Genomic DNA, 12670 nt, shown 5'->3' with positions numbered 1-12670 from the left:
GTCGCCGAACCGGATCTCGTTGGTGGCCACCGTGTCGTTCTCGTTGACGATGGCCACCGCGTGCAGGGCGCGCAACCGGTCCAGGGTGCGCTGGGCGTTGGTGTGCTGGGCCCGCATCGAGATGTCGTGAGCGGTCAGCAGCACCTGTCCCACCGTGCGGCCATAGCGCGCGAACGCCGCGCTCCACGCGTTCACCAGCGCAACCTGCCCGACGCTGGCCGCCGCCTGTTTGGTCGCCAAATCCTTGGGGCGGCGGGCCAATCCGAGCGGTTCGATGCCGGCGGCGATGGCGCCCGACGAGACGATGACGACGTCGGTGCCCGCCTTCATGCGCGACTCGATGGCGTCGGCCAGCCCGGCCAGCCGGCCGGCGTCGAACACGCCGGACTCGGTGGTCAGCGCGTTGGTCCCGACCTTGACCACCAGGCTGCGCGCGGTCCGGATGGCCTCACGCTGAGCTGTCACGGTGCGCCCCGCCTCATCGCTTCGCTCTGCGTCGTCACCGGCGGTCACGACTCGTCACCGCGCTCGCGACGCTGCCGCCGGGCCGCCTTGCGCTCCGAGGCGCCCGTGCGCTCGCTGCGTTCCAGCCGCACATCGGTGCCCCGCCCCGACATCGCGACGTGTTGTCCCGCAGGCGTTTGCGGCTCCCAGTCGAACGTCATGTCCCCGATGGTCACGGCGCACCCGGGTTGCGCGCCCAGCCGCAGCAGTTCCTCCTCGACACCCAGCCGGGCCAGGCGGTCGGCCAGATAGCCGACGGCTTCGTCGTTGTCGAAGTTGGTCTGCCGGACCCAGCGCTGGGGCCGGGCACCGGTGACCACGAAGCCGCCCTCGCCGTCCGGCTCGACGGAGAAGCCGCTGTCGTCCACCGGAACCGGACGGATGACCGGCCGGCGCGGCACGATCTCCGGCTGGGCCTCGTTGTACTCCGAGATGATCCGCCAGAGCCCGAATATCAACGGCTGCAGGCCTTCCCGGGAGACCGTCGACACCAGGAAGACGGGCCAGCCGCGCTCGGCGATCTCATCGCGGACGAACTCGGCGAGCTCGCGCGCCTCGGGCACGTCGATCTTGTTGAGCACCACCGCCCGTGGCCGCTCGGCGAGGTCACCCAGCGTCGTATCCCCTTGCAGGGTCGGCTTGTACGCGGCGAGTTCGGCTTCCAGGGCGTCGATGTCGGAGATCGGGTCGCGGCCGGGCTCCGCGGTGGCGCAGTCGACGACGTGCACCAGAACGGCGCAGCGCTCGATGTGCCGAAGGAAATCCAGGCCCAGGCCGCGGCCCTGCGACGCGCCGGGAATCAGGCCCGGCACATCGGCGACGGTGAACGTGTGCTCGCCCGCCGACACCACACCGAGGTTGGGCACCAGCGTGGTGAACGGGTAGTCGGCGATCTTGGGCTTGGCCGCCGAGATCGCCGACACCAAGGACGATTTCCCGGCCGAGGGAAACCCGATGAGACCAGCGTCGGCGACGGTCTTGAGTTCCAGCGTCAGGTCCCGGGTCTCACCCTCCTCGCCGAGCAGCGCGAAGCCGGGGGCCTTGCGGGCGCGTGACGCGAGCGCCGCGTTGCCCAGGCCACCGCGGCCGCCGGCCGCGGCCTCGAAGCGGGTGCCCGCCCCCACCAGATCCGCTAGCAGGCGGCCGTTTTCGTCCAGCACGACGGTGCCGTCGGGCACCTTGACTTCCAGATCCGCACCGGCCGCCCCGTCGCGGTTGTTGCCCATCCCCTGTTTTCCCGACGGCGCGGTGACGTGCGGATGGAAGTGGAAGTCCAGCAAGGTGTGGACCTGCGGGTCGACGACGAAGACGATGCTTCCGCCGCGGCCGCCGTTGCCGCCGTCGGGACCGCCCAGCGGCTTGAATTTCTCGCGGTGGACGGACGCGCAGCCGTTACCGCCGGAACCCGCGCGCGCGTGAATGACGACCCGATCGACAAATCGAGGCATCGAATACCAGCCCTTCGAATGTCACGCCAGGGCGAAAACACCTCGTGAAGCCGCCGCAGCGTTGCCCCGCACGGGGGCGGTGCCCCCGGCTCGCGGCGCCTAGACCTGGGGCGTGATGCTTACGGTTTTGCGTCCGCGCTTGACGCCGAACTCGACGGCGCCGGCCGCCTTGGCGAACAACGTGTCGTCGCCGCCACGCCCGACGTTCACGCCGGGGTGGAACTTGGTGCCACGCTGGCGAACGATGATCTCGCCCGCCTTGACGATCTGGCCGCCGAACCGCTTCACGCCCAGCCGCTGAGCAGCGGAATCGCGGCCGTTGCGCGAGCTGGAAGCGCCCTTCTTGTGTGCCATGTCTGTCGCCTCCCGCTACTTGATCCCGGTGACCTTCAGGACCGTCAGCTGCTGACGGTGTCCCTGACGCTTGTGGTAGCCGGTCTTGTTCCTGAACTTGTGGATACGGATCTTGGGGCCCTTGGTGTGCTCGAGCACCTCGCCGGTCACCGCCACCTTGGCCAGGGCCGCGGCGTCGGTGGTGACCTTCGCACCGTCCACGACCAGAGTGACGGGCAGCGAGACGTTAGCGCCCGGGTCGGAGTCGAGCTTCTCGACCTTGACCACGTCCCCGACGGCGACCTTGTACTGCTTGCCGCCCGTCTTGACGATTGCGTAGGTCGCCATCGTTACTCCTGCCTTCTTTCCTCTGCTCAGCCGGTTCTTCGGCGCTTCGCGCGCGAGCCACCGGCGTGCGCGTGGTGGGTCTGGGTTGCGGGTCCGCGCCGACTGCCCGGGAGCCCCGCTGTCGCCGGCCAAAGTCCGAACGGCCTGGCGACAACTGTCCTAGGGTACTTGACCAGCGGCTAAAGGGTCAAACCGGCCCGGTCAGTCCGCATGGATCGGCGGTCCCGCCGGCCTACCGGCCGCGCGTCGCCGCCGCGGACGTCCGAACCCCGGTCCGGCGTCGACGGACCCGTCGTCGTCGGAGTCATCGGAGTCGTCCTCGACGTCCAGGTCGTCGTCGTCCATTTCCAGGTCGTCGTCATCGTCACCGAGGTCTTCCTCGTCGTCGAGGTCATCGTCGTCGTCCTCGTCGAGGTCATCGTCGGACTCGTCGTCGGCGTCTTCGTCACCGTCTTCGTCGGACTCCTCGAAATCCTCCTGATCGGTGTCCTCGACGTCGGCCACGTCCCGTTGCTGCTGCTCGTCGGGCTCGTTGGCCGCTTCCTCGGCGGACTCGTCGGATTCTTCGTCGTCGGGGCCGTTCTGGGTGGAGCCGCCGGCTGCCATCGCCTTGAACATCGGGTGTTCGCCGGGGGCGTGCGCCGGCACCTTGGCCACCACCGGCTCTTCGGCGCGGTTCTTCTTGGAGCGCCTGCCGCGGCGGCCACCGGATTCGGACTTGCGCCCGTTCGAGGGAGCCGAGTCCACCGGGTCGGTGTGCAGCAGGATCCCGCGGCCGCCGCAGTGGGTGCAGGACGTCGAGAAGGCCTCGATCAGCCCCGTTCCCAGCCGCTTGCGGGTCAGCTGGACCAGGCCCAGCGACGTCACCTCGGAGACCTGATGGCGGGTGCGGTCGCGCGCCAGCGCCTCGGTCAGCCGCCGCAACACCAGGTCGCGGTTGGACTCGAGAACCATGTCGATGAAGTCGATGACCACGATGCCGCCGATGTCGCGCAGCCGCAATTGGCGGACGATCTCCTCGGCCGCCTCCAGGTTGTTCTTGGTCACGGTCTGCTCGAGGTTGCCGCCGGAGCCGGTGAACTTGCCGGTGTTGACGTCGACCACCGTCATGGCCTCGGTCCGGTCGATCACCAGCGTGCCACCCGAGGGCAGCCACACCTTGCGCTCCATCGCCTTGGCGAGTTGCTCGTCGATACGGTGCACGGCGAACACGTCCGGACCGGCCTGGCCTTCGGGGCCGCTGGGCGGCTCGTACTTGCTCAGCTTCGAAACCAGATCGGGCGCAACGGAATTCACATAGTCGGTGATGGTCGTCCACGCCTCGTCACCGGAGACGATCAGGCCTGCGAAGTCCTCGTTGAACAGGTCGCGGATGACCTTGACCAACACGTCCGGCTCTTCGTAGAGCGCGACGGCGGCGCCGGCGGCCTTCTCGGTGATCTCGGTGGCCTTGGCCTCGATCTGCTTCCACCGCTCCTGCAGGCGGGTGACGTCGTTGCGGATGTCGTCCTCTTTGACGCCCTCGGACGCGGTGCGGATGATCACCCCGGCATCCGACGGCACCACCTCGCGCAGGATCTCCTTGAGCCGTTGGCGTTCGGTGTCGGGCAGTTTGCGGCTGATCCCGGTCGACGACGCGCCCGGCACGTAGACCAGATACCGGCCGGCCAGCGACACCTGTGTGGTCAGCCGGGCACCCTTGTGGCCGACGGGGTCCTTGCTGACCTGGACCACGACGTAGTCACCCGGTTTGAGCGCCTGTTCGATCTTGCGGTCCGACCCGCCCAGTCCCGCGGCTTCCCAGTTGACCTCGCCGGCGTAGAGCACGCCGTTGCGGCCGCGGCCGATGTCGACGAACGCGGCCTCCATCGAGGGCAGGACGTTCTGCACGATCCCCAGGTAGATGTTGCCCACCAACGAGGCGGACGCGGCCGACGTGACGAAGTGCTCGACGACGATGCCGTCTTCGAGGACCGCGATCTGGGTGTATCGCGCCCCCTGGTGCGGCGGCTCGGTGCGGACCCGGTCGCGCACCACCATGATCCGCTCGACGGCCTCACGGCGCGCCAGGAACTCCGCCTCGGTCAGGACCGGTGGGCGGCGCCGTCCGGCGTCGCGGCCGTCCCGGCGCCGTTGCCGCTTGGCCTCCAGCCGGGTGGAGCCGTCGATGCCCTTGATCTCGGCGTTGGACGAGCCGTTGCCGCCGTCGTTCTTGCCGTTGCGCGGCGCCCGCTCGTGCACCACCGTGTTCGGCGGGTCGTCCGGCGACGAGTTTTCGTCACCGTCGTCGCTCGAGCCCGATTTGCGGCGCCGGCGCCTGCGGCGGCGGCGGCTGGCGCCCTCCGGCGAACCGTCGTCGCCGGTGTCGGAGTCGTCGGAGTCGTCGGAGTCGTCGCCCTCGTCGTCCTCGGCGTCGGAGGAGTCGCCCCGGCCGGCCTTCTGGCCCCGCTGCTGCGGTTCGTCGTCGTCACCGGCTTCGCCCTGGCCGTCGGGACCGCCCTGCTCACCGCGGCCTCGGCCACGACCGCGACGGCCACGCCGCCGCCGCCGGTTGGCCGGTCGATCGGTCTGCTCGTCGTCTTCGTCGTCGACGTCGGAATCGTCGGAGTCCGAGTCGTCGTCGGCGTTCCCGTCCTCTTCGTCGGCCTGCATCGGCTGCGGCGCGACGAACAACGGCATGTAATGCGGCCGCTCGGCGGCGTTCTCAGGGGCCGCCAGCATCAGCCGGGATTCGGGTTCCTCGGCGTTTTCGCTGGTCGCGTCCGCGTCGGCGGCTTCCGCCTCGGCATCGGGCTGGGCCGCCAGCAGGTCGCGGACGCGGACCGCGTCCTCGCGGTCCACCGTGGAGTGCGCGCTGCGAATCCGCCCGTCGAGCGCGCTCAGCGCGTCCAGCACCCGCTTACTGGTGGTTCCCAGCGTCCGTGCCAGCGAATGGACTCTCAGGCGGTCCGGCAGTTCGTCGTGCCGTGTCGGCTCTTCGGATGACTCTGTGGATGGTGCACCGTCTACCACGTATTCTCCTCAAGCCCCCGGGCGCGTCCTGCGACGCGGCCACGCGAGGGCTTCGCTATGGGCCCGGGTGACTTCTCCCGGACTTGTGATGGTCTCGCCCCGAGCGGTTCGCGGGGAACGCACTCGGCGCCGTGCTGAATGACGGCCTGACATGCCGCGCACCAACGCGGGATCGCGATGATCGCGCTTGTCTAAGTCTTCATTCGGGTGTCCGACACCGGTCCGGCGACGTTCACCCTCCGTCAGTATCCCACATCACTCGGCGAGCCCACCCGCCCCTGAGCAAACGCGTCCCGAGCGGGGCCGCGCGGCGGCGTTAGCTGGGGTCCCCGGCGTCGGGAAACCAGAGTGCGATTTCGCGCTTCGCGGACTCGGTGGAATCGGACCCGTGCACCAGGTTGAACTGCGTCTCCAGCCCGAAGTCGCCCCGGATCGTCCCCGGGGTGGCCTTCTCCACCGGGTCGGTACCGCCCGCGAGCTGCCGAAACGCGGCGATCGCCCGCGGTCCCTCGACGATCGCGGCCACCACGGGCCCCGAGGTGATGAACTCCAGCAGGGATCCGAAGAAGGGCTTGCCTTCGTGCTCGGCGTAATGCGCGGCGGCCAGGTCCTCGCCGACGCGCCGAAGCTCCAGCGCGACGATGGTCAGGCCCTTGCGCTCGATCCGGCTGAGGATTTCCCCGATCAACTGCCGCTCGACGCCGTCGGGCTTGATCAGTACGAGGGTCCGTTCGGTCACGGCGCACAGCGTACAGAACCGGGCGGCGATCTCCTCGGGTGGCGACCGCGCCCGGCCCTACCGCTGACGCCGCAGCACCTCGGCCCGGAAATACGCGATCAGCGCCCACAAGCCGGTGAACAGCACCCCGACGAAGCCCACGCCCGGGTACACCGCGAAGCCGACGAGTAGGAGCAGCTGAGCGGCCAGGTTGACCCAGATCGCCCACGGTTTGCGCTGCAGTCCGCCCAGCACGATGAGCAGGCCGGCCACGCTGACCAGGTAGCCCAGGGACACCGAGGTCAGCCCGCCGCCCACCGCGCCCACCACCGGAATCGCCAGCAATACGACGATCGCCTCCAGCAGGAGCGTCGCGGCCATCACCGCGCCGAAGCTCTTCCAGGGGTCGGGCCGGTCGGGATCGGTCATTCCGGATCCCGGCCAAAGAGGGTCCGCGCCGCCCCGGCGGTGACGACCGAGCCGGTAATGACGATCCCGGTGCCGGAGAACGCCTCCGCGTCGGCGTCCAGCGTCGCGTCGTCGACCAGCGCGGTCGCGGCGTCGATGGCGTCGCGCAGGTTCTCGGCCGAAACCACCCGTTCGGGGCCGAATCGCTCCCCGGCCGCCAGCGCCAGCGACTCGACGTCCAGCGCCCGCGGGGACCCGTTGTGGGTGACGACGACGGCGTCCAACACCGGTTCGAGCGCGCCAAGGATGCCGTCGACGTCCTTGTCGGCCAGCACGCTGAGCACACCGACCAGGTAGCGGAAGTCGAATTCCTCGCTCAGGGTCTGCGCCAGCGCGGCCGCGCCGGCCGGGTTGTGCGCGGCGTCGATGAACACGGTGGGCGCGCTGCGCATGCGCTCCAGCCGGCCGGGGCTGGTGACGGCGGCGAAGCCGGCCCGCACCGCCTCGACGTCGAGCTGCCGCTGAGCGCCGGCGCCGAAGAAGGCCTCCACCGCCGCGAGCGCCACCGCCGCGTTGTGCGCCTGGTGTTCGCCGTGCAGCGGCAGGTACAGGTCGGAGTACACCCCGCCGAGGCCCTGCAGTTCCAGCACCTGGCCGCCGATCGCGACCTGACGGCTCAAGACCGCGAACTCCGAATCCTCGCGGGCCACCGCGGCGTCGGCGCGCACCGTCTGGGCCAGCAGCACCTCCATCGCCTCGGGGGCCTGGCGCGCGATGACGGCGACGGTGTCCGGCGCGCCGTCAGGTGCTTTGGTGATGATCCCGGCCTTCTCGCCGGCGATACCGGCGAGGTCGTTTCCGAGGTACTCGACGTGGTCGATGCCGACCGGGGTGATGACCGCCACCGGGGCGTTGACGACGTTGGTGGCGTCCCACCGCCCGCCCATGCCGACCTCGATGACCGCGACGTCGACGGGTGCGTCGGCCAACGCAGCGAACGCCATCGCGGTCAACACCTCGAACTTGCTCATCGCCGGTCCGCCCGCGGCCTGCGACTTCGCGTCGATCATCTGCACGAAGGGCTCGATCTCCCGGTACGTCGCGACGTACTGCGCGGGGGTGATCGGGCGCCCGTCTATCGCGATGCGCTCCACCGCCGATTGCAGGTGCGGGCTGGTGGTTCGCCCGGTACGCCGGTGCAGCGCGGTCACCAGCGCGTCGACCATGCGCGCGACCGAGGTCTTGCCGTTGGTGCCGGCGATGTGGATCGAGGGATAGGCCAGTTGCGGCGAGCCCAGCAGGTCCATCAGTGCGCTGATCCGGGTCAGGCTCGGCTCGATCTTCGTCTCCGGCCAGCGTTGGTCCAGCAGGTGTTCGACCTGGAGCAGGGAGGCGATCTCGTCGGGGGTCGGGGCCAGGCTGGTGGCGCCGTGATCTTCGCGGCCGGGCTCGGACCAGTCGGAGGGCTCGCTCACTGCAACCCGGCCAGCCGCGCGGTGATCCGGTCGGTTTCGTCCTGGGCCACGCGTTGGCGGTCCCGGATCTTGCCGACGACGTTCGGCGGGGCCTTGGCCAGGAAGTCCTCGTTGGCCAATTTGGCGGTGGTCGAGGCCAATTCCTTCTGCGCCGCGGCGAGATCTTTCTCCAGGCGGCGGCGTTCCGCGGCGACGTCGATGGTGCCCGAGGTGTCGAGTTCGACGACGACCGAGTTGTCCATGTTGGGCCCGAGCCGCACCTCCAGAGACACCGACGGCTCGAAATCGTCGCCCGGCGCGGTGAGCCAGGCCAGCGATGTCACCGCGGCCACCTGGGCGCTCAGATCCGCGCCGTCCACCCCGCCCAGCCGCGCCGGCACTTTCTGCCGGTCGGCCAGGCCTTGGTCGCTGCGGAACCGGCGGACCTCGGTGACCAGCCGCTGCATGTCGCTGATCCGTTGCGCGGCAACGGGATCCAGCTCGATACGCGACGACTGTGGCCAGTCGGCGATCACCAGCGACTCCTGGTCGGTCAGCGCCTGCCACAGCGCCTCGGTGAGGAATGGGATCACGGGGTGCAGCAGGCGCAGCAGGGTGTCCAGCACGGCGGCGAGGACGGCGGTGGTGTGCGCGCCCCCCTCGGCCAGCTGCGTCTTGGCCAATTCGACGTACCAGTCGCAGAATTCGTCCCACGCGAAGTGGTACAGCGCCTCGCAGGCGCGGCTGAACTCGTAACCGTCGAGCGCCGAATCCACCTCGGCGCGAACCTCTTCCAGCCGTCCCAGGATCCACCGGTCGGCATCGGTCAGCTCGTTCTGCGCCGGAAGCGGCGCGAGCTGGGCCCCGTTCAGCAGCGCGTAACGAGTGGCGTTGAAAAGCTTGGTGCAGAAATTGCGCGACGCGCGCACGGCGTCCTCGCCGACGGCCAGGTCGCCGCCGGGGCTGGCGCCGCGGGCGAGCGTGAACCTCAGCGCGTCCGCCCCGAACATGTCCACCCAGTCCAGCGGGTCGATGACATTGCCCTTGGATTTGCTCATCTTGCGGCCGAATTCGTCGCGGATCAGCCCGTGCAGGAACACGTCGGTGAACGGCACCTGCGGGCCGCGCCGGCCGTCCAGGGTGATGGCGTCGTCGCCCCCCACGAACGTGCCGAACATCATCATCCGCGCCACCCAAAAGAACAAGATGTCGTATCCGGTGACCAAAACGCTTGTCGGGTAGAACTTTTCCAGTTCCGGGGTCTTCTCCGGCCAGCCCAGTGTGGAAAATGGCCATAGCGCCGACGAGAACCAGGTGTCCAGCACGTCGGGGTCCTGCTCCCAACCCTCCGGCGGCGTCTCGTCGGGCCCCACACACACCTGTTCCCCGTTGGGCCCGTACCAGATCGGGATGCGATGGCCCCACCACAGCTGCCGCGAGATGCACCAGTCGTGCATGTCGTCGACCCACGCGAACCAGCGCGGCTCCAGGCTGGCGGGGTGAATCACGGTGTCGCCGTTGCGAACCGCGTCACCGGCGGCCTTGGCCAGCGATTCCACCCGCACCCACCATTGCAGCGACAGCCGCGGCTCGATCGGCTCGCCGCTGCGCTCGGAGTGCCCGACGCTGTGCAGGTAGGGGCGCTTCTCCTCGACGACGCGGCCCTGGGCGGCCAGCGCCTCGCGCACCGCGACCCTGGCCTCGAAGCGGTCCATGCCGTCGAATTGCGTTCCCGTGTCGGCGATCCGGCCCTTGGTGTCCATGATCGAGATCATCGGCAGTTGGTGCCGCAACCCGATCTCGAAGTCATTCGGATCATGCGCCGGCGTGACTTTGACTGCGCCCGTGCCGAATTCCGGGTCGACGTGCTCGTCGGCCACGATCAGCAGCTGCCGGTCCAGGAAGGGATGCGGCAACGTGGTGCCGACGAGGTCGCGGTAGCGCGCGTCGTCGGGGTGGACCGCGATCGCGGTGTCGCCGAGCATCGTCTCGACCCGCGTGGTGGCGACCACGATGTGAGGTTGCGAGTCGTCGAGCGAGCCGTAGCGGAACGACACCAGCTCGCCTTCGACGTCAAGGTAGTTGACCTCGAGGTCGGAGATCGCCGTCTCGAGCACCGGGGACCAGTTCACCAGCCGCTCGGCCTGATAGATCAGCCCCGCGTCGTAGAGCCGCTTGAAGATGGTGCGCACCGCCCGTGACAGGCCCTCGTCCATGGTGAACCGGTCGCGGCTCCACGCCACCCCGTCGCCGAGCCGGCGCATCTGGCCGCCGATGGCGCCGCCGGACTCGCGCTTCCAGTCCCACACCTTGTCGACGAACAGCTCCCGGCCGAAGTCCTCCTTGGTCTTGCCGTCGACCGCGAGCTGCTTTTCGACCACACTCTGGGTAGCGATGCCCGCGTGGTCCATGCCCGGCTGCCACAACACCTCATATCCCTGCATGCGCTTGCGGCGCGTGAGGGCGTCCATCATGGTGTGTTCCAGCGCGTGACCCATGTGCAGGCTGCCGGTGACGTTCGGCGGCGGCAGCACAATGGAGTACCCGGGTTTGGCACTGGTCGGGTCGGCCTCGAAGTAGCCCGCATCGAGCCACTTCTGGTAGATAGCGCCTTCGGCCGCAGCGGGATCCCACGACTTCGGCAGGTCGGTGGCGGGGCTGCGGCTGGCGGTCACCCGTCAATTCTAGGGAGCGCCGTTCACCCCGATGTAAGTGCCTGAATCGCCGGTGAGGCAGCTCACTATGGCAGTCGGTCGACCTGCAGTGTCACACCGGCGGCGGGGAACCTGGCCAGCAGCGCGTCGCCCATGGCGGCCGCGGGAGTGAGGACGCCGCGCAGGTCGGTGAGCTTGTCACGGTCGAACGCGAGCGCAAGGCCGCACTCCCCCAGCAGCACGGAGGTTGCCTTGTAGCCGGGGTCTCCGCGCTGCTCCATGCGCGCCACGTATCGCGCGCCGGTGGTTGTGGTGGTGTAGGTCTCGACGCGGTAGTAGCCGCGCTCGCGGACCGCCGCGCTGGGCCCGGTGCCGGGCTTCGGGATGACGCGCTCCACCAGCCGGCGCGGCAGCAACTTGAAATAGCGGCTGCCCAACTCCATGCTCGCGTTGCCCACGCCGCTCAAGACGGCGGATCCCACCGGTGCCAGGGGCGATGACCCCAAGCTCATGCTCTCGGTATAACGGAACCGCCGGCCGTAGGCCCAGTCCAGTAACGCGTTGCTGCGCCTGACGATTCGCGTGTTGGCCGGCGCCATCATGAATCCGCCGGTCCACACGCCGGCCAGTTCGGGCGCGATCTCGCGGCCACGACGCCAGGGCAGATCGGGCTGGCGGCCCAACTCCGGTTCGGCGGCGCGATCGCCGCTCAGCGTGTAGGGGTCGGCCAGCTGGCGCCGGATGTCGGGATCCCCGGAGGCGGCGTCGAGAACTTCCAGGAGCGAGGCGATGGTGCCGCCGGACAGTCCGCCGGACAGCGAACGCACGACGAAATCGGTCTCGGCAAGCTCGCCCGCGCCGTCGTCGCGCGCCGCGAGATACAGCGCATACACCGTGAGATCCGACGGAACGGAATCGAATCCGCACGCGTGCACGATGCGGGCGCCGGTGTCGGCGGCCTGCTTGTGGTAGGAGTCGATGCTGTTGCGGATGAACGGCGGTTCGCCGGTCAGGTCGGCGTAATCGGTGCCCGCCGCGGCGCACGCAGCCACCAGCGGAAGCCCGTAGCGGGTGTAGGGGCCGACCGTGGTGATGACGACCTGGGTGCGGGCCGCCATCTCGTTCAGCGTCGACGGCGACGACGCGTCGGCGGCGATCAGCGGCCAGGACTGGGCGGACTCGCCCAGCGTGCCGCGGACGGCCCGCAGCCGCTCGGTTGACCTGCCGGCCAGCGCCACCCGCGTGCCCGGACCCGACCGTGCCAGGTATTCGGCGGTCAACTTCCCGACGAAGCCGGTCGCCCCGTACAACACGATGTCGAATTCGCGCGGCGTTGCGGTCACGCGCCCGACGCTACCGGACCCGCAGATAAGTAATGCCGGGCCCAAGGCCCGGCATTACTTATTAGTGCGATGGTCAGCCGCGGCGTCCGCAGACCGGCCAGGCGCCGATGCCCTGCGAGTGCAGCACGTTCTCGGCCACCCGGATCTGCTCCTCGCGGCTCGCGCCGGCGGGAGAGCCCGACCCGCCGTTGGCGCGCCAGGTGCTCGGGGTGAACTGCAGGCCGCCGGAGAAGCCGTTGCCGGTGCTGATTCCCCAGTTGCCACCCGACTCACACTGCGCGATGGCGTCCCAGTTCACGCTGTACGCCCGCACCGGCGGAGGCGGCGGGGCTTCCGGGCCGGGAGCCGGCGGCAGGTTCGGGTCGAAGCCCGCGGGTGCCGGCGGTGGGGCGTCCGGGGCCGCGGACGGCGAAGTCGCGTCCGTGGCCGGCGGTAACACTCCGCCGGG

At 69.7% G+C, this 12670-nt stretch carries 11 protein-coding genes; all 11 read right to left on the bottom strand.

Annotated elements, in window-relative coordinates; translation table 11 throughout:
* Nucleotides 1–465: glutamate 5-kinase (gene proB / locus A9X05_RS16350; RefSeq protein ID WP_067782693.1), on the bottom strand; the 465-nt coding region annotated here is incomplete at its 3' end.
* Between the two features lie 44 nt (nt 466–509).
* Nucleotides 510–1952 carry a GTPase ObgE gene (obgE, locus tag A9X05_RS16345; protein WP_067782687.1) on the bottom strand — a complete coding sequence of 481 codons (1443 nt, stop codon included), beginning with the start codon at nt 1950–1952 and terminating at the stop codon, nt 510–512.
* A 99-nt stretch (nt 1953–2051) separates the two neighbouring features.
* Complete coding sequence (rpmA, locus tag A9X05_RS16340) at nt 2052–2306, bottom strand: 50S ribosomal protein L27 (protein ID WP_067752467.1); 255 nt, start codon at nt 2304–2306, stop codon at nt 2052–2054.
* Between the two features lie 15 nt (nt 2307–2321).
* Nucleotides 2322–2633 (bottom strand): 50S ribosomal protein L21, encoded by a 312-nt coding sequence (gene rplU, locus A9X05_RS16335; RefSeq protein ID WP_007169506.1) that lies wholly within the window; start codon nt 2631–2633, stop codon nt 2322–2324.
* Nucleotides 2634–2834: 201 nt separating this feature from the next.
* Complete coding sequence (locus A9X05_RS16330) at nt 2835–5645, bottom strand: Rne/Rng family ribonuclease (RefSeq protein WP_067782685.1); 2811 nt, start codon at nt 5643–5645, stop codon at nt 2835–2837.
* A gap of 316 nt (nt 5646–5961) precedes the next feature.
* Nucleotides 5962–6384: a nucleoside-diphosphate kinase gene (ndk, locus tag A9X05_RS16325; RefSeq protein ID WP_067752461.1), complete on the bottom strand. Its 423-nt coding sequence runs from the start codon at nt 6382–6384 to the stop codon at nt 5962–5964.
* Nucleotides 6385–6441: 57 nt separating this feature from the next.
* Nucleotides 6442–6792, bottom strand: coding sequence for a DUF4233 domain-containing protein (locus A9X05_RS16320; RefSeq protein WP_067752458.1), 351 nt, complete (start codon nt 6790–6792; stop codon nt 6442–6444).
* Nucleotides 6789–8246, bottom strand: a complete 1458-nt coding sequence (locus A9X05_RS16315) for a folylpolyglutamate synthase/dihydrofolate synthase family protein (protein WP_067782682.1) — start codon at nt 8244–8246, stop codon at nt 6789–6791. Before A9X05_RS16315 ends, A9X05_RS16320 begins: the two co-directional genes overlap by 4 nt.
* A complete protein-coding gene (locus A9X05_RS16310; RefSeq protein ID WP_067782679.1) occupies nt 8243–10900 on the bottom strand; it encodes a valine--tRNA ligase in 2658 nt (885 codons plus the stop codon). The genes A9X05_RS16315 and A9X05_RS16310 overlap by 4 nt, the downstream gene beginning before the upstream one ends.
* Nucleotides 10901–10965: 65 nt before the next feature.
* Nucleotides 10966–12222: a trans-acting enoyl reductase family protein gene (locus A9X05_RS16305; protein WP_067782677.1), complete on the bottom strand. Its 1257-nt coding sequence runs from the start codon at nt 12220–12222 to the stop codon at nt 10966–10968.
* Between the two features lie 73 nt (nt 12223–12295).
* Nucleotides 12296–12670, bottom strand: a 375-nt coding sequence (locus A9X05_RS16300) for a transglycosylase family protein (protein ID WP_304442451.1), incomplete at its 5' end; no start/stop codon positions are given.

This window comes from Mycobacterium sp. E3298 (genome assembly GCF_001666895.1).
Lineage (GTDB): Bacteria > Actinomycetota > Actinomycetes > Mycobacteriales > Mycobacteriaceae > Mycobacterium.
The sequence above is the reverse complement of the archived record's forward strand: the minus strand, read 5'-3'. Positions and strand labels throughout refer to the sequence as shown.

What these genes read in the sequence shown, in the direction of transcription:
- obgE (WP_067782687.1), bottom strand. Translation starts at nt 1,952, where the DNA reads ATGCCTCGATTTGTCGATCGGGTCGTCATTCACGCGCGCGCGGGTTCC.
- rpmA (WP_067752467.1), bottom strand. Translation starts at nt 2,306, where the DNA reads ATGGCACACAAGAAGGGCGCTTCCAGCTCGCGCAACGGCCGCGATTCC.
- rplU (WP_007169506.1), bottom strand. Translation starts at nt 2,633, where the DNA reads ATGGCGACCTACGCAATCGTCAAGACGGGCGGCAAGCAGTACAAGGTC.
- A9X05_RS16320 (WP_067752458.1), bottom strand. Translation starts at nt 6,792, where the DNA reads ATGACCGATCCCGACCGGCCCGACCCCTGGAAGAGCTTCGGCGCGGTG.